This window comes from Aminobacter sp. UC22_36 (assembly GCF_044056035.1).
In the GTDB taxonomy this organism is placed as follows: domain Bacteria; phylum Pseudomonadota; class Alphaproteobacteria; order Rhizobiales; family Rhizobiaceae; genus Aminobacter.
The window spans coordinates 1246161-1262013 of the sequence record NZ_CP171996.1; the positions used below are offsets into that span (position 1 = coordinate 1246161).

Genomic DNA, 15853 nt, shown 5'->3' on the forward strand with positions numbered 1-15853 from the left:
CGACCCAAACCTGTCGTGGCCGATCCGATGCCGGAGATCAAGAGCCTCGCTCTGTCAGTCGCTGCCTGGCCGGCGCGGATGCTGTTTCCGCCCGTATGCGCCGGCTGCCGCCGCCAGGTGACGCAGCCCGGCGCGCTGTGCGGTGCCTGCTGGCCAAAGCTGCGCTTTCTCGAAAAGCCGTGGTGCCCGGTGATGGGCACGCCGTTTTCCCACGATTTCGGCACCAGCTTGCTGTCGGCCGAAGCGATTGCCAACCCGCCGCCCTTCAAAAGGTCGCGCGCCGCCGTCGCCTATAACGGCATTGCGCGGCGCATGGTCGGCGGCCTCAAATTCCATGACCGCACCGACCTCGCGCCCTGGATGGCGCGCTGGATGCTGCGCGCCGGCGCCGAACTCATCACTGACGCCGAAGTCGTCGTGCCGGTGCCGTTGCACTGGCGCCGGTTCTTGTGGCGCCAGTACAACCAGTCGGCGGAACTGGCCCGCGCCGTAGCTGCGCTCTCCGGCGTGCCCCTGGCGCCGATGGCGGTGCGCCGGAACAGGCGCACGCGCCAGCAGATCGGCCTCGGCAAGCGTGAGCGCGAAGACAATGTGCGCGCCGCGTTCATCGTTCCGCCCGAAGCCGAGATCGACATCAGGGGCAGGCGGGTGCTGGTGATCGACGATGTCTACACCACCGGCGCCACTGTTGCGGCGGTGACGCGGGCGCTCGACAAAAGCGGCGCCCGCGCCGTCGACGTCTTGACCTTCGCGCGTGTGCTGCCGGGGGACTTTCGGCCCGACGAGGCAGACACTATATAGTCGACCAAGGACAACGGATTTTCGTCATGGTCGATGTGACTATCTATACGCGCATGATGTGTGGCTACTGCACTGCGGCCAAGCGCCTTTTGGAGCGCAAGGGCGTTGCATTCACCGAACATGACGCTAGCTTCTCGCCTGAGCTTCGGCAGGAAATGATTGTGCGCGCCAATGGCCGCGCGACCTTCCCGCAGATATTCATTGGCAACACCCATGTCGGCGGTTGCGACGACCTGCATGATCTCGATGCGCGAGGCAGGCTCGACCAGCTTCTCGCGACCGGCGCATAGAACCGAGGACTGACCATGGCGATTTTCAAGGCGGCAGCAGTGCAGATGCGTTCGGGCAAGGAGCCGGAGCGCAATGCGCGTGATTTCGAGGCGCTGGTCCGCGAGGCTGCCGGGCAGGGTGCGACCTATGTCCAGACACCCGAGATGACCGGGGCCATCGTCGGCGACAGTGACGCGCGTGCCGCGGCCTTCACCTCGGAGGATCGCGATGTCATCGTCGCCTCCGGGCGCCGGCTCGCCGCCGAGCTCGGCATCCACCTGCATGTCGGCTCCACCGCGATCATGCGCGCCGATGGCAAGCTCGCCAACCGCGCCTTCCTGTTTGGCCCCGACGGGGCAACGCTTGCCGTCTACGACAAGATCCACATGTTCGACGTCGATCTCGACAATGGCGAGAGCTGGCGTGAATCCTCGGCCTATGAGCCGGGCACCGAAGCCGTCGTTGCCGACACGACGCTCGCAAAAATCGGCTTTGCCATCTGCTACGACCTGCGCTTTCCGCAACTGTTCCGCGCCGAAGCGCTTGCCGGTGCTGAAGTGCTCACCGTTCCGGCCGCCTTCACGCGCCAGACCGGCCTTGCCCATTGGCATGCGCTGCTGCGCGCCCGGGCCATCGAAAACGGCGCCTTCGTCATCGCTTCGGCCCAGGGCGGCAAGCATGAGGACGGCCGCGAGACCTTCGGCCATTCGCTGATCATCGACCCGTGGGGCCGCATCCTGGCTGAAGCCGCGCACGACGAGCCCGGCGTCATCGTCGCCGAGATCGACACCCAGCATTCGGCTGACGCGCGCAAGAAGATCCCCAATCTGAGGAATGCGCGCGACTTCAATGTGGCGCTTCGTGGAGCCGGCCAGGGAGCGCTCAGGGGAGCCGCGTCTTGATCCGCTTTTCGCTTCATTGCGACCACGCGCATGATTTCGAAGGCTGGTTCCGCAGCAATGACGACTTCGAGACCCAGCGCAAGCGCGGTTTTGTCGCCTGCCCGGAATGCGGCTCGCAGCAGGTCGACAAGGCGCTGATGGCGCCTGCCGTCTCGACCTCGCGCAAGCAGGAAAAGATGGCGCTCGCCATGGGGGCGGAGCAGCGCAAGATGATGGCGGCACTCAAGGAGCTGTCCGAAAAGGTGCGCGAGAACGCCGAAAATGTCGGCGACAAATTCGCCGAGGAGGCGCGCAAGATCCATTTCGGCGAGAGCGAGGCGCGCGGCATCTACGGTGCCGCCACCATCGACGAAGCCAAGGGCCTCGCCGAAGACGGCATCGAATTCATGCCGCTGCCGGTCTTCCCCGACGACCGGAACTGAGCGAGGCGCCCAGCTGGCGGGGCGCGCTCAGATGCGCTGCCCGACGTCGATCCGGTTGCCGTCGGGGTCGGCAAAAACGAAGGCCCGTTGGCCGTAATCCTTGTCTTTCAATGACTTGATGATGCGCACGCCGGCGGCCTGGCAGATCGCGTAGAGCGCGTCGATGTCGTCGACGAACAGGTGGAAGACATTGACGGTCGAGGGCCGTTGATCCTTGCTCTGGCTCAGATGGATTTCGGCGGCATCTTTCTCCAGCACCATGAAACCCACCGGATTGCCGTTCTCGAACACTTTCTGCATGCCGAGAATTTCGGAGTAGAAGCGGAATGCTGCCTGGATGTCGCGGACGGCAAGGCCGGGTGCTGCCCGGCCGAAGGTGATCGCGTCAATGGGGGATGGGCTCATCATGTGCTCCTGCTATCAAACGGCAGCGGCGGCGGTGCGCGTGCCAGGTGAGGAGCGGTGTCCCTGCCATCAGGCTCGCATGGAAACGCTCGCAAGGAAAGTCCCGCCGCGCCGTGGCGGGGTCGTCCGCCTAGCTACCGGCCAGGTCGAACGCCTTGCGCAGGGTGATCGGTGCGGTGTTGCGCCAGGCCGTCACCAACGCGCTGCGCAGCGTCTGCTCGTCGGTGGCATCCAGCATCACCCGGGTCCAGCCCTGTTTGCCCCAGCCGCCGTCGACGGGCCGGAAGAGCGCCGCTTCGGCCCCACACATCAGTTCCTGCTGGTCGCGGGTCAGCTTGATGACGGCGTCGCCGTCTTCGGGCAGGGTGGCAAAGACACGGTCGCGGACACGGAAATCCGGCTTGCCGAAATGCGATTTCTCGACCGCCCCGGGCAATTGCAGGGCGATCCGTCTGACGTCCTCTCTTGTCATGGCTCTCGATCCGGTCATGGCAGGCCATATTGTCAGGGATCGTAGCGGGCGGCGCAAGTTTGGGCACAGCGGCTTTCCCCGGCCCTCTGGCCCAATCGAGACCGTGTTTTCTGCCGGCCCGAGCCGCGCTAGACCCATGCCATGAAGATCATCTGGAATTCTGGCGTCGCGCTCCTGCTCGTCACTGGCGCGCTGCTCGGACTTACGCTGCCGTTCGGCAAGCTTGCAGTAGAGGGCGGAATCCCGCCGCTGTTGTGGTCTTTCGTCATTTCCTTTGGCGCCGGCAGCGTGCTTTTGATCACGCTTGTGGCCAGCGGCCGGTGCATGAAACTTGATCGCCAGAACCTGCGCTATTTCTTCATCGCCGCGGCGATTTCTTATGCCATCCCCAATTTGTTGATGTTCACCGCCTTGCCACATCTGGGGGCCGGCTACACCGGGCTGATGTTCACGCTGTCGCCTGTCGTCACGCTGGTCATGTCGCTTGTGTTGCGGGTCAGCCGGCCAAGCCGGCTCGGGGTGGCAGGCATTGCCATCGGCTTTGTCGGCGCGCTGCTCGTGGCCTCGACGCGTGGCCAGGCCGACCGGCCGGCCGAGCTGTTGTGGATCGGCGTCGGCCTGCTCATCCCGGTGTTTCTTGCTGCCGGCAACATCTACCGCACTTTCGACTGGCCCAGGACATCCGGGCCGATCGAGCTTGCCATCGGCAGTCATCTCGCCGCGGCGCTGATCCTGACCATGCTGTCGGCTGCGAGCGGACAGACAGCTTCCGCCGGCCTGCTCGCAGACATGCCGCTTCTGGTCGTGGCGCAGGTTGCCGCGTCGTCGGCGATGTTTGCCTTCTTCTTCCGGCTGCAGGCTGTCGGCGGGCCGGTCTATCTCAGCCAGATCGGCTATGTCGCCGCCGCTGTCGGCCTGATCTCCGGCACGCTGTTCCTGAGCGAGAGCTACGGTCCGCTGACCTGGGTCGGCGGCCTCATCATCCTCGCCGGCGTCACGCTGACGACCAGGGCCCAGCGCGGCAGCTGACCTTGCCTGGACGCCGCCCGACCCGGCCGAACAGACGGAAATGGCGGCCTCAGGCCGCCTTTTCCGCCAGCACCATGTAGTTGACGTCCATGTCGCGGGATTTCTGCCAGCGGTCGGCGAGCGGGTTGTAGATCACCCCGGTGCGGTCGATGGTGGCAAGGCCGGCACCTGACAGCGCCTTGTCGAGCTCTTCGGGACGCACCAGCTTGCCATATTGGTGGGTGCCGCGCGGCAGCCAGCGCAACACATATTCGGCGCCGACGATGGCGAGGCCAAGCGCCTTGAAGGTGCGGTTGATGGTGGCGACGAACATGATGCCGCCGGGCTTGACCATCTCGCCGCATTTCTTGACGAACAGCTCGACGTCGGCGACGTGCTCGACGACTTCCATGTTGAGGATGATGTCGAATTTCTCGCCGGCGTCGGCGAGGTCCTCGGCGGTGGTGGCGCGGTAGTCGATGCTCACGCCGCTTTCGGCGGCATGGATCTTCGCCACTTCGATGTTGGTCGCCGAGGCGTCGGCGCCGACGACCTCAGCGCCCAAGCGGGCCATCGGCTCGCACAACAGGCCGCCACCGCAGCCGATGTCGAGGATGCGCAGGCCTTCGAACGGCCGTGCGGCGTGGGTGTCGCGGCCGAAGCGGGCGGCGACCTGGTCGCGGATGTAGCCCAGGCGGATCGGGTTGAACTTGTGCAGCGGGCGGAACTTGCCGTTGGGGTTCCACCATTCGGCTGATAGCGCCGAGAACCGCTCGACTTCTCCGGCATCGATCGTCGATGGGCGGGGATCTGGCATTGCTGTGGTCTCCTTCGAGCGGATGTCGGGCGAGCGCAAGGAAGTCGGGTCTGGCGCCGCGATTGTCAAGGCGACATTTCCGCGAGCCGCCCGAGGCGATCCTGAAACCCCGGCCCGCCCTGCTGCGCCGGCAAAAAATGTCGCGCTGATTTGTCTGGCCGGGCGTCCTTGCGGAATGCGCGTGTTTTGGCTATGCAGGCCGCGCGTTCGACACCCTGTCAGGCACTGGGCCAGGCATTGGTGTTTTCACTCATTTTCCGGCCCCTTGGGGCCGGCGCATATGGCAAGGGCATTTCGCTTCTATGGCGCGCATCGTGATGAAATTCGGCGGGACATCCGTCGCCGACATCGCCCGAATCCGCAACGTGGCGCGCCATGTCAAACGCGAGGTCGACGCCGGCCACGAGGTCGCCGTTGTCGTGTCGGCGATGTCCGGCAAGACCAACGAGCTTGTCGGCTGGGTGCAGGAGGCCTCGAAGGCCGAAGGCGCCAATTTCAACGTCTACGACGCCCGCGAATATGACGCCGTGGTCGCCTCGGGCGAGCAGGTGACGTCAGGATTGCTGTCGCTTGCGCTGCAGGCAATGGGAATCAACGCCCGCTCCTGGCAGGGCTGGCAGATTCCGATCAAGACCGACAACGCCCATGGCGCTGCCCGCATCCTCGACATTGACGGCTCGTTCCTGATCAAGCGTTTCCAGGAAGGCCAGGTCGCCGTGGTCGCCGGTTTCCAGGGCATCGGCCCCGACAACCGCATCGCCACGCTTGGCCGTGGCGGCTCCGATACCTCTGCTGTCGCCATCGCCGCTGCGGTGAAGGCCGATCGCTGCGATATCTACACCGATGTCGATGGGGTCTATACTACCGACCCGCGCATCGAGCCCAAGGCGCGGCGCCTGTCGCGCATCTCGTTTGAAGAAATGCTTGAAATGGCCTCGCTCGGCGCCAAGGTGCTGCAGGTCCGCTCGGTCGAACTCGCTATGGTGCATCGTGTTCGCACCTTCGTGCGTTCGTCCTTCGATGATCCGGATGCGCCCGGCATGGGCGATTTTCTCAATCCGCCTGGAACGCTCATTTGTGACGAGGATGAAATCGTGGAACAGCAGGTCGTCACCGGAATTGCCTACGCCAAGGACGAAGCCCAGGTCTCGCTGCGCCGTGTCGCCGACCGGCCGGGCGTCGCCGGCGGGATCTTCGGCCCGCTGGCCGAAGCCAACATCAATGTCGACATGATCGTCCAGAACATCTCCGAGGACGGCAAGTTCACCGACATGACCTTCACCGTGCCGTCGGGCGACGTCAACAAGGCGCTTGCCGTGCTCGAGAAGATCCGCCCCGACATCGGCTACGACGCCGTCCAGCACGACGAGGGCATGTCCAAGGTGTCGGTCATCGGCATCGGCATGCGCAGCCACGCTGGCGTTGCCGCCACCGCCTTCCAGGCGCTGGCCGCCAAGGGCATCAACATCCGCGCCATCACCACCTCCGAGATCAAGATCTCGATCCTGATCGACGGGCCATATACCGAACTTGCTGTTCGGACTTTGCATTCCGTCTACGGTCTCGATAAGCAGTAGTATTAGGAGTCGAGCGTCACCGCGTTGCCGGCGTGGCAAGGTGTGCCCGCCGGGTCCAACCATTGGAGACGGTGAATGATACGTGACATGGCCGCTGGGCCGCGCGTACTTCTGAAGCGGCTCCGCGAGTTGATGGCGGAGCCCCTCGAGCCACAGGAACGGCTCGACAGGATCGTGCGCGATATCGCTGCCAACATGGTGGCCGAGGTCTGCTCGCTCTACGTGCTGCGCGCCGACTCGGTGCTTGAGCTCTACGCCACCGTCGGTCTCAATCCCAACGCCGTTCACCTGGCCCAGCTGCGTCTCGGCCAGGGCCTTGTCGGCACCATCGCGGCGAGCGCGCGTGCGCTCAATCTGTCCAACGCCCAGGAACATCCCGCCTTCGCCTACCTGCCGGAGACCGGCGAGGAGATCTATCACTCCTTCCTTGGCGTGCCGGTGCTCAGGGCAGGGCGCACGCTCGGCGTTCTGGTCGTCCAGAACAAGACCATGCGCCACTACCGCGACGACGAGATCGAAGCGCTCGAAACCACCGCCATGGTGATTGCCGAGATGATCGCGTCGGGCGACATCGGCCGCTTGAGCCGGCCCGGCCTCGAACTCGATATGTCGCGTCCGGCGAGCTTCACCGGCCTGTCTTTCAACGAAGGCGTCGGCCTTGGCCATGTCGTGCTGCACGAGCCGCGCATCGTCGTCACCAACCTGTTCAACGAAGACAGCGACGAGGAGCTGCGCCGGCTCGAGGTGTCGCTCGGCTCGCTGCGCCTGTCGATCGACGACATGCTGGAGCGCCGCGACGTCGCCTTCGAGGGCGAACACCGCGAGGTGCTCGAAGCCTACCGCATGTTCGCCAACGACCGTGGCTGGGTGCGCCGGCTCGAAGAGGCGATCCGCAACGGCCTGACGGCCGAAGCGGCTGTCGAAAAAGTGCAAAGCGACATGCGCGCCCGCATGCTGCACATGACCGACCCCTATCTGCGCGAGCGGATGAGCGATTTCGACGATCTCGCCAACCGCCTGCTGCGCCAGCTGATGGGCCGCGGCCCCGACACCATCGCCGAGTCGCTGCCCAAGGATGCCATCATCGTCGCGCGCTCGATGGGCGCTGCCGAGCTGCTCGATTATCCGCGCGACCGGCTGCGCGGCCTGGTGCTGGAGGACGGTGCGCCGACCAGCCACGTCGTCATCGTGGCGCGTGCCATGGGCATCCCCGTCGCCGGCCAGATGAAGGGCGCCGTTTCCATGTCGGAAAACGGCGATCCGATCATCGTCGACGGCGTCGAGGGCACCGTCCATCTGCGGCCGCAGCCCGACCTCGAAGCGGCCTACGCCGAAAAGGTGCGTTTCCGCGCCCGTAGGCAGGAACTCTACCGCGAATTGCGCAAGAAGCCGTCCGAGACCAAGGACGGCGTCAAGGTCGACCTGTTGATGAATGCCGGCCTTGCCGTCGACCTGCCGCAGCTGGCCGAGGCGGGGGCTGCCGGCATCGGCCTGTTCCGCACCGAGCTGCAGTTCATGGTCGCCTCGACCTTCCCGCGCGCCGAAGCGCAGGAGAAGCTCTACCGCGACGTGCTCGACATCGCGCGTGGCCGTCCCGTCACCTTCCGCACCATCGACATCGGTGGCGACAAGGTGCTGCCCTATTTCAAGGGCTCGGTGCAGGAAGAAGAAAACCCCGCCCTTGGCTGGCGCGCCATCCGGCTCACGCTCGACCGTCCCGGCCTGTTGCGCACCCAGATCCGGGCGCTGCTCAAAGCCGCCGGCGGGCGCGAGCTCAAGGTCATGTTGCCGATGGTCACCGAGCTCTCGGAGATCGCCCAGGCGCGCGAGATCATCGACCGCGAGGTGCGCCACCTCTCGCGCTTCGCCCACCATCTGCCGACCAGCCTCAAGCTCGGGGCGATGATCGAGGTGCCGTCGCTGTTGTGGCAGCTCGACGAGCTGATGCAGGCTGTCGATTTCGTTTCGGTCGGCTCCAACGACCTGTTCCAGTTCGTCATGGCGGCCGATCGTGGCAACACCCAGCTTGCCGACCGCTTCGACACGCTGTCGGTGCCGTTCCTGCGTGTGCTCAAGCAGATCGCCGATGCCGGCATCCGCAACCACACGCCCGTCACCTTGTGCGGCGAGCTCGCCGGCAAGCCGATCTCGGCGATGGCGCTGCTTGGCCTCGGCTACCGCTCCATCTCGATGTCGCCGGCCTCGATCGGCCCGGTCAAGGCGATGCTGACCGAACTTCCTCTCGGCGAGTTGAAATCCTTCCTCGACGATAACCTTGCCGGTCCTGCCGCCAGCCTGCCGATGCGCGCGCTGCTCCAGGCCTTTGCGGACGACCGTTCCATACCATTATGATCAGCCTGCCTCATGACCGAATGAACCAAGTCGTCAAGCGCTTCGACATGCTCGAAGCGCAGATGGCGGCCGGGCCCGCGCCTGACGTCTATGTCAAGCTGGCGTCCGAATATTCCGACATCCAGGACCTCGTTGCCAGGATCCGCGAGCTGCGCTTGGCCGAGCAGGAGCTTGCCGATCTCGAAGCGATGCTGTCCGACAAGGGCACCGACGCCGAGATGCGTTCGCTCGCCGAGATGGACAAGCCCGATGTCGAGGACCGCATCGACAATTTGCAGCGCGAAATCCAGATCCTGCTGTTGCCCAAGGATGCCGCCGACGAGCGCAATGCCATCCTCGAAATCCGCGCCGGCACCGGCGGCGACGAGGCGGCTTTGTTCGCCGGCGACCTCTACCGCATGTACGAGCGCTACGCCGCTTCGCGCGGCTGGCGCTTCGAGGTCGCATCGGCCAGCGACGGTGATGCCGGCGGCTTCAAGGAAATCATCGCCACGGTCTCGGGCAAGGGCGTGTTTGCGCATCTGAAGTTCGAGTCGGGCGTGCATCGTGTCCAGCGCGTGCCGGCGACCGAAGGCAGTGGTCGCATCCACACCTCGGCTGCGACGGTTGCGGTGCTTCCTGAAGCCGAGGAGGTCGACATCGACATCCGCCCCGAAGACATCCGCATCGACACGATGCGTGCCTCGGGCTCGGGCGGCCAGCACGTCAACACCACCGACTCGGCGGTGCGCATCACCCATCTGCCGACCGGCATCATGGTGGTGCAGGCGGAGAAATCGCAGCACCAGAACCGGGCCCGGGCGATGCAGATCCTGCGCGCCCGCCTCTATGACATGGAGCGCAGCCGCGCCGATGAGGAGCGCTCCTCGTCGCGCAAGTCGCAGGTCGGTTCCGGCGACCGCTCCGAGCGCATCCGCACCTATAATTTCCCGCAAGGGCGCCTGACCGACCACCGCATCAACCTGACGCTCTACAAGCTCGACCGGGTGATGATGGGCGAGCTCGACGAGGTCGTCGCCGCGCTGATCTCCGATCACCAGTCGCGGCTTTTGGCCGACATGGGCTCGGATGGCTGAGCGTCGGCTCGGCGAGTTCCTGCGCCACGCGCGCCAGCGCCTTGCTGGTGCCGGCATCGTCGATGCGGCCTTCGATGCCCGGCTGATTGTCGAGCATTTCTCCGGCACGACCCGCGCAGACGCGATTTCGTCGCCCGACAGGCTTGTCGGGCAGGTCGCCGAGATCGAGGCCGCACTCGAGCGGCGCATCTCTGGCGAACCCGTCCACCGTATCCTCGGCTACCGCGATTTCTACGGCATGCGGCTCAGCCTCTCCGCAGAGACGCTCGAACCGCGCCCCGACACCGAAACGCTCGTCGATGCGGTGTTGCCCTTCGTCCATGAGACGGCGGCGTGCGCCGGCATCTGCCGTATCCTCGATCTCGGCACCGGCACCGGGGCCATCGCGCTGGCGCTTGTCACCCAGGAGCCGAAGGCCGTGGCGATCGGCGTCGATGTATCAGACGACGCGCTGGCAACCGCAGCAGCCAATGCCGCTCATCTCGGCGTGTCGTCACGCTTTTCGGCCAAGAAATCGGACTGGTTTGCAGAGATAATTGGCCGGCACCATTTAATCGTCTCAAATCCTCCCTATATATCCTCTGCAGAGATCGAGGATTTGCAGAACGAGGTTCGCAATTTTGATCCGCGCCGCGCGCTCGACGGCGGCCCGGACGGTCTTGAGCCATACAGAATGATTGCGTCGGGTGCTGCGCGCCATCTTGAAGAAGATGGCCTTGTCGGGCTCGAAATCGGGCACGACCAGCGCCGCGACGTAACCGGGATATTCGAGCACGCCGGCTACCATTTGTTCGCCCAGCACAAGGACTTGGGCGGCAATGATAGAGTGCTTGTATTCCGCCGCTGAGCAAGGCTTTTTGGCATTGCAAAAAACCGCTTGGCAAGGAAAGTGAATGCCGCTAGGTTCCCGGCAACCGGATGAGACGAAGCAGGCAGTGCTGTTAAACGATTCGGTTTCCTTCGAAACAAGCTGCCTTCTTGCGTAGACGACGCTCTAGCTTCGTGCGGGGATCGTCCGGCAAGTGACATGAACCGAAACAGGATGGCATGTGGCGCCGACGCAGGAAAATTGCGGGCGATCACCGGCGGAAAAATACGAAACGGCAGGCCGCCTAAGTGCCCCCGTTCGGATTAGACTTCAACACAAAGAGAATCTGATGAGGCCACAACAGCAGAATAGGCGCATGCGCGGTCGTAACAACAATAACAACAATAATAATAGCAACAACAACAACGGCAACAACAACCGCAAGGGCCCCAACCCACTCACGCGCAACTATGAGAGCAACGGACCTGATGTAAAGATCCGTGGTTCCGCGCAGCAGATCGCCGAGAAATACACCACTCTGGCGCGCGACGCGCACAGCTCTGGCGATCGCGTGATGGCCGAAAACTACCTGCAGCACGCTGAGCACTACAATCGCATCATTGCCGCCGCCATGGCGCAGATGCCGATCCAGCAGCAGCAGCAGAGCCGCGACGACTTCGACTCCGACATGGATGACGAGCGCGACGATGACGGCATGGGCAACAACGTTGCCGAGGTGCAGGTCCAGCAGCCCCAGGTCCAGCCGCAGCCTGTCGTCAACGGTTCGGGCCCGCAGCCTGACATCGAAGGCACGCCGGCCGAGGTCGCCCTCAACCCGGAAGCCGCCGAAGGCCAGCCGCGTGAAGGCCGCCGCGAACGTCGCCCCAATCGCAACGAACGCCGTCCGCGCCATCATGAGCAGCAGGCCGAGGCAGCACAGGCGGATGTCGCCGTGACCGAGCAGCCGCAAGCCGTGGTTGCCGAAGCCGTCGTCGCCGAGGCCGTCGTCGCTGATGCAGTCGCCACTGGGGCAGCTCCTGCCGCCGAAGCCGTCGAGGGCGAAGTCACCGCCGCACCGCGCCGTGGCCGTCGTCCGCGCCGGGGTGAGCGCGCTGCCACCGAAGTGCAGGGCGAAGCCGGCGAAACGCCGCCAGCCGAGCCTGCCATCGTCGAAGGCTGACGCTTTCGAACCATTGCAAATTCCAAAACGGCGGGATGAGAATCCCGCCGTTTTTTGTTTCTGGCTTAGGGTCCGCGCGGCGGCCTGAAAATCGGATTTGCTTTTCCAAAGCGCGGTGCGCAGAGTCGGACATGCTGGTGCGTCCTCGGCTCGTCAAAATGGGCCCATCAAAATGGGGGCCCGTCAAAAAATCACGCACGCAGCGCCCGGCGCCTTGAGGTATATCGTCCTACGCACCATATCAGCGTCAGTCGGGTCCGGCCCGTTCGGGCGGACCCGTCACCTCAAGCCTGACCGGTGCCGCCAAGCGGGCCGGGCAGGGAATGGAGACATCGAATGAATCTTGAGAAATACTCCGAACGCGTCCGCGGCTTCATCCAGTCCGCCCAGACCTACGCCCTTTCCAACAATCACCAGCAGTTCACGCCCGAGCACATCCTCAAGGTGCTGATCGACGACGAAGAAGGCCTTGCCTCGTCGCTGATCGAGCGCGCCGGCGGCAATGCCCGCGACGTCAGGCTCGGCGTCGAAGCCGCGCTCAAGGCGATGCCCAAGGTCGAGGGCGGCAATGGCCAGCTCTATCTGGCGCAGCCGCTGGCCAAGGTGTTTTCCGCGGCCGAGGAGCTGGCCAAGAAGGCCGGCGACAGCTTCGTCACCGTCGAGCGCCTGTTGACCGCACTTGCCGTCGAGAAGTCGGCCAAGACCGCCGACATCCTCGCCAAGGCCGGCGTCACCGCCCAGGCGCTCAACGCCGCGATCAACGATATCCGCAAGGGTCGCACCGCCGACTCGGCCAGTGCCGAGCAGGGTTACGACGCGTTGAAGAAGTATGCGCGTGACCTCACCGCCGATGCGCGTGCGGGCAAGCTCGATCCGGTCATCGGCCGTGACGACGAGATCCGCCGCACCATCCAGGTGCTGTCGCGCCGCACCAAGAACAATCCGGTGCTGATCGGCGAGCCGGGCGTCGGCAAGACCGCGATTGCCGAGGGCCTTGCGCTGCGCATCGTCAATGGCGACGTGCCCGAAAGCCTCAAGGACAAGCAGCTGATGGCGCTCGACATGGGCGCGCTGATTGCCGGTGCCAAATATCGCGGCGAGTTCGAGGAGCGGCTGAAGGCCGTGCTCTCCGAGGTCACTTCGGCTGCCGGCGGCATCATCTTGTTCATCGACGAGATGCACACGCTTGTCGGCGCCGGCAAGGCCGATGGCGCGATGGATGCGTCCAACCTTTTGAAGCCGGCACTGGCCCGCGGCGAGCTGCACTGCGTCGGCGCGACCACGCTCGACGAGTACCGCAAGCATGTCGAAAAGGACGCCGCCCTTGCCCGTCGGTTCCAGCCGGTGTTCGTTTCCGAGCCGACTGTCGAGGACACCATCTCGATCCTGCGCGGCCTCAAGGAAAAATACGAGCAGCACCACAAGGTGCGCATCTCGGACTCGGCACTCGTTGCCGCCGCCACGCTGTCCAACCGCTACATCACCGACCGCTTCCTGCCCGACAAGGCGATCGACCTCGTCGACGAGGCCGGCTCGCGGCTGCGCATGCAGATCGATTCCAAGCCCGAAGCGCTCGACGAGGTCGACCGCCGCATCATGCAGCTCAAGATCGAGCGCGAGGCGCTCAAGCTGGAGAAGGATGACGCCTCGCGCGACCGGCTCGAACGGCTGGAAAAGGAGCTTGCCGGGCTCGAGGAAGAGTCGACACGGGTGACCAGCCAGTGGATGGCCGAGAAGGAAAAGCTCGGCCTTGCCGCCGACCTCAAGGGCCAGCTCGAAGAAGCCCGCAACGAACTCGCCATCGCCCAGCGCAAGGGCGAGTTCCAGAAGGCGGGCGAGCTTGCCTATGGCCGCATCCCCGAGCTTGAAAAGAAGCTCGTCGAGGCCGAGGCGCTCGAAGGCCGTGGCACCATGGTCGAAGAGACCGTGACACCCGACCATGTCGGCCATGTCGTGTCGCGCTGGACCGGCATCCCGGTCGACAAGATGCTCGAAGGCGAGCGCGACAAGCTGTTGCGCATGGAAGACGAGATCGGCGTGCGTGTCGTCGGCCAGGGCGAAGCCGTTCAGGCGGTGTCCAAGGCAGTCCGGCGTGCCCGTGCCGGCCTGCAGGACCCCAACCGGCCGATCGGCTCGTTCATGTTCCTCGGCCCGACCGGCGTCGGCAAGACCGAGCTCACCAAGGCGCTCGCCGACTATCTGTTCGACGACGAGCATGCGCTGGTCCGCATCGACATGTCCGAATACATGGAAAAGCACTCGGTCGCCCGGCTGATCGGCGCGCCTCCCGGCTATGTCGGTTACGAGGAAGGCGGTGCGCTGACCGAAGCGGTGCGCCGCAGGCCTTACCAGGTGATCCTGTTCGACGAGATCGAAAAGGCCCATCCCGACGTCTTCAACGTGCTGTTGCAGGTGCTCGACGACGGCCGCCTGACCGATGGCCAGGGCCGCACCGTCGACTTCCGCAACACGCTGATCATCATGACCTCCAACCTTGGCGCCGAATATCTGGTGGCGCTGGGCGAAGGCGAGGATGTCGACAAGGTCCGCGACGAGGTCATGGGCGTCGTCAAGAGCGCGTTCCGGCCGGAGTTCCTGAACCGCATCGACGAGGTCATCCTGTTTCATCGCCTGCGTCGCCAGGATATGGGCAAGATCGTTGCGATCCAGCTCAAGCGGCTGGAAAAGCTGTTGTCCGACCGCAAGATCACGCTGTCGCTCGATACCGATGCGATCGACTGGCTCGCCAACAAGGGTTACGACCCGGCCTATGGCGCGCGCCCGCTCAAGCGCGTCATCCAGAAGGAGCTGCAGGACCCGCTCGCCGAGAAGATCCTGCTCGGCGACATCCTCGACGGCTCGACCGTCAAGATCACCGCGGGCTCGGACCGGCTCAATTTCCGGTCCAAGCCGACGGTGGTCAGCGCAGAGGCGGCTGCGTAATGTGATGAGCTGGCCCTTGCTGGAAACAGCAAGGGCCAGTTTCAAATCGCCTCAACCGCAACGAGATCACGACCGTTGGCGGCGTTTTCGGCCCGCAGGTAGGAGCGTGAGAGAATGACCGCAGTCATGACGATCTGGTAGCTGCTGATGGCTGTGCCAATCATCGCGCTGAGCAGGAGGCCGAAATCAAAGCCGCCTGCTGCCGGGAAGTAGGAGTCCCCTGCGCCCAGCATGTTGGCTGCGGCTGCGATAGCCAGGATCTGTACAACGCTCAAGAGGCCGAACGACACGAGCAGCCGAGGGAATGAATAGAAAAAACTCATTCTGCCGCGGCGCCCGGCGGCTGCAAATGTTCTGTCGCTCTGCATGACGATGGCGGGCAGCATGGTTCCCCACTTTGCGAAAACCAGGGCTGCCAACAAAAGCAGTGCCAAAACTGCCGTGGCAATGAGGCTGGTCCTTCCCCAGTTGTTCGCAGACAGGAATATGACCAGAGCCAGAATTGGTGCGCCGGAAATTGCGCCCAGGACGATTGTGCGGAACACGAAGCTGCCGATGTATCTTGGGCTCTTGCTTTGAAGTTCACGCATGGCGTCTGCCGTGCTGAGGCGAGATAGAACCGACAAATGTGCAGGGATTGCCAACATCGCCGATGCGAACGTCAGCGCGATGGAGCTCGCGGACGTATTCTCCATTTTCTCTTCGATCATCAGGAAAACCACGATCATCGCGCAATACGCCAAGACGTAAATGATCTCCTTCTTCATGATGCGTAGCGACGTGGACCAGATGTTGCCGCCGTTTTCCATCGACGATTTTC

15 protein-coding genes are annotated in these 15853 nt (G+C 64.3%); 11 read left to right on the top strand and 4 right to left on the bottom strand.

The genetic code is table 11. From position 1 onward, the window contains the following. The first annotated feature begins 15 nt into the window (after positions 1 to 15). From ACHMW7_RS09375 to ACHMW7_RS09390, 4 genes are read left to right on the top strand one after another with little or no spacing between them, the layout of a single operon-like run. The gene (locus ACHMW7_RS09375; protein ID WP_395451295.1) at positions 16 to 801 is read left to right on the top strand and encodes a ComF family protein; all 786 of its coding nucleotides are present in this window, start codon (positions 16 to 18) and stop codon (positions 799 to 801) included. A gap of 26 nt (positions 802 to 827) precedes the next feature. Further along, positions 828 to 1091: a glutaredoxin 3 gene (gene grxC, locus ACHMW7_RS09380; protein ID WP_395449997.1), complete on the top strand. Its 264-nt coding sequence runs from the start codon at positions 828 to 830 to the stop codon at positions 1089 to 1091. A 15-nt stretch (positions 1092 to 1106) separates the two neighbouring features. Then, the gene (locus ACHMW7_RS09385) at positions 1107 to 1973 is read left to right on the top strand and encodes a carbon-nitrogen hydrolase family protein (RefSeq protein WP_395449998.1); all 867 of its coding nucleotides are present in this window, start codon (positions 1107 to 1109) and stop codon (positions 1971 to 1973) included. Beyond that, positions 1970 to 2395 carry a DUF1178 family protein gene (locus ACHMW7_RS09390; protein WP_395449999.1) on the top strand — a complete coding sequence of 142 codons (426 nt, stop codon included), beginning with the start codon at positions 1970 to 1972 and terminating at the stop codon, positions 2393 to 2395. The genes ACHMW7_RS09385 and ACHMW7_RS09390 overlap by 4 nt, the downstream gene beginning before the upstream one ends. A gap of 27 nt (positions 2396 to 2422) precedes the next feature. On the opposite strand, the gene ACHMW7_RS09395 is transcribed toward ACHMW7_RS09390, so the two are convergent. Together ACHMW7_RS09395 and ACHMW7_RS09400 are read right to left on the bottom strand one after the other, a co-directional pair. Further along, entirely contained in the window at positions 2423 to 2800 is a 378-nt protein-coding gene (locus tag ACHMW7_RS09395) for a bleomycin resistance protein (protein ID WP_395450000.1), read from the bottom strand. Positions 2801 to 2930: 130 nt separating this feature from the next. After that, entirely contained in the window at positions 2931 to 3272 is a 342-nt protein-coding gene (locus tag ACHMW7_RS09400; RefSeq protein ID WP_395450001.1) for an MmcQ/YjbR family DNA-binding protein, read from the bottom strand. Between the two features lie 141 nt (positions 3273 to 3413). Here ACHMW7_RS09400 and ACHMW7_RS09405 point away from each other — a divergent pair, with 141 nt between their 5' ends. Beyond that, the gene (locus ACHMW7_RS09405) at positions 3414 to 4301 is read left to right on the top strand and encodes a DMT family transporter (protein ID WP_395450002.1); all 888 of its coding nucleotides are present in this window, start codon (positions 3414 to 3416) and stop codon (positions 4299 to 4301) included. A gap of 49 nt (positions 4302 to 4350) precedes the next feature. Here the strand turns inward: ACHMW7_RS09405 and ubiG are convergent, their stop codons facing one another. Further along, positions 4351 to 5097, bottom strand: a complete 747-nt coding sequence (ubiG, locus tag ACHMW7_RS09410) for a bifunctional 2-polyprenyl-6-hydroxyphenol methylase/3-demethylubiquinol 3-O-methyltransferase UbiG (RefSeq protein ID WP_395450003.1) — start codon at positions 5095 to 5097, stop codon at positions 4351 to 4353. A gap of 302 nt (positions 5098 to 5399) precedes the next feature. On the opposite strand from ubiG, the gene ACHMW7_RS09415 reads away from it, so the two are divergent. The 6 genes from ACHMW7_RS09415 to clpB all read left to right on the top strand — a co-directional run bounded on the left by ACHMW7_RS09415 (position 5400) and on the right by clpB (position 15033). Beyond that, positions 5400 to 6674 carry an aspartate kinase gene (locus tag ACHMW7_RS09415; RefSeq protein WP_395450004.1) on the top strand — a complete coding sequence of 425 codons (1275 nt, stop codon included), beginning with the start codon at positions 5400 to 5402 and terminating at the stop codon, positions 6672 to 6674. Between the two features lie 75 nt (positions 6675 to 6749). Beyond that, positions 6750 to 9026 carry a phosphoenolpyruvate--protein phosphotransferase gene (gene ptsP / locus ACHMW7_RS09420; RefSeq protein WP_395450005.1) on the top strand — a complete coding sequence of 759 codons (2277 nt, stop codon included), beginning with the start codon at positions 6750 to 6752 and terminating at the stop codon, positions 9024 to 9026. Further along, complete coding sequence (gene prfA, locus ACHMW7_RS09425) at positions 9023 to 10102, top strand: peptide chain release factor 1 (RefSeq protein WP_395450006.1); 1080 nt, start codon at positions 9023 to 9025, stop codon at positions 10100 to 10102. The genes ptsP and prfA overlap by 4 nt, the downstream gene beginning before the upstream one ends. After that, the gene (prmC, locus tag ACHMW7_RS09430) at positions 10095 to 10949 is read left to right on the top strand and encodes a peptide chain release factor N(5)-glutamine methyltransferase (protein WP_395450007.1); all 855 of its coding nucleotides are present in this window, start codon (positions 10095 to 10097) and stop codon (positions 10947 to 10949) included. Before prfA ends, prmC begins: the two co-directional genes overlap by 8 nt. Before the next feature lie 337 nt (positions 10950 to 11286). Then, positions 11287 to 12090: a DUF4167 domain-containing protein gene (locus ACHMW7_RS09435; protein ID WP_395450008.1), complete on the top strand. Its 804-nt coding sequence runs from the start codon at positions 11287 to 11289 to the stop codon at positions 12088 to 12090. Between the two features lie 336 nt (positions 12091 to 12426). Then, positions 12427 to 15033, top strand: coding sequence for an ATP-dependent chaperone ClpB (gene clpB, locus ACHMW7_RS09440; protein ID WP_395450009.1), 2607 nt, complete (start codon positions 12427 to 12429; stop codon positions 15031 to 15033). 41 nt (positions 15034 to 15074) lie between these two features. Here the strand turns inward: clpB and ACHMW7_RS09445 are convergent, their stop codons facing one another. Further along, positions 15075 to 15842: a hypothetical protein gene (locus tag ACHMW7_RS09445; protein WP_395450010.1), complete on the bottom strand. Its 768-nt coding sequence runs from the start codon at positions 15840 to 15842 to the stop codon at positions 15075 to 15077. Positions 15843 to 15853 lie beyond the last annotated feature (11 nt).

What these genes read in the sequence shown, in the direction of transcription:
- grxC (WP_395449997.1), top strand. Translation starts at nt 828, where the DNA reads ATGGTCGATGTGACTATCTATACGCGCATGATGTGTGGCTACTGCACT.
- ACHMW7_RS09385 (WP_395449998.1), top strand. Translation starts at nt 1,107, where the DNA reads ATGGCGATTTTCAAGGCGGCAGCAGTGCAGATGCGTTCGGGCAAGGAG.
- ACHMW7_RS09395 (WP_395450000.1), bottom strand. Translation starts at nt 2,800, where the DNA reads ATGAGCCCATCCCCCATTGACGCGATCACCTTCGGCCGGGCAGCACCC.
- ACHMW7_RS09400 (WP_395450001.1), bottom strand. Translation starts at nt 3,272, where the DNA reads ATGACAAGAGAGGACGTCAGACGGATCGCCCTGCAATTGCCCGGGGCG.
- ACHMW7_RS09405 (WP_395450002.1), top strand. Translation starts at nt 3,414, where the DNA reads ATGAAGATCATCTGGAATTCTGGCGTCGCGCTCCTGCTCGTCACTGGC.
- ubiG (WP_395450003.1), bottom strand. Translation starts at nt 5,097, where the DNA reads ATGCCAGATCCCCGCCCATCGACGATCGATGCCGGAGAAGTCGAGCGG.
- ACHMW7_RS09415 (WP_395450004.1), top strand. Translation starts at nt 5,400, where the DNA reads ATGGCGCGCATCGTGATGAAATTCGGCGGGACATCCGTCGCCGACATC.
- ptsP (WP_395450005.1), top strand. Translation starts at nt 6,750, where the DNA reads ATGATACGTGACATGGCCGCTGGGCCGCGCGTACTTCTGAAGCGGCTC.
- prfA (WP_395450006.1), top strand. Translation starts at nt 9,023, where the DNA reads ATGATCAGCCTGCCTCATGACCGAATGAACCAAGTCGTCAAGCGCTTC.
- prmC (WP_395450007.1), top strand. Translation starts at nt 10,095, where the DNA reads ATGGCTGAGCGTCGGCTCGGCGAGTTCCTGCGCCACGCGCGCCAGCGC.
- ACHMW7_RS09435 (WP_395450008.1), top strand. Translation starts at nt 11,287, where the DNA reads ATGCGCGGTCGTAACAACAATAACAACAATAATAATAGCAACAACAAC.
- clpB (WP_395450009.1), top strand. Translation starts at nt 12,427, where the DNA reads ATGAATCTTGAGAAATACTCCGAACGCGTCCGCGGCTTCATCCAGTCC.
- ACHMW7_RS09445 (WP_395450010.1), bottom strand. Translation starts at nt 15,842, where the DNA reads ATGGAAAACGGCGGCAACATCTGGTCCACGTCGCTACGCATCATGAAG.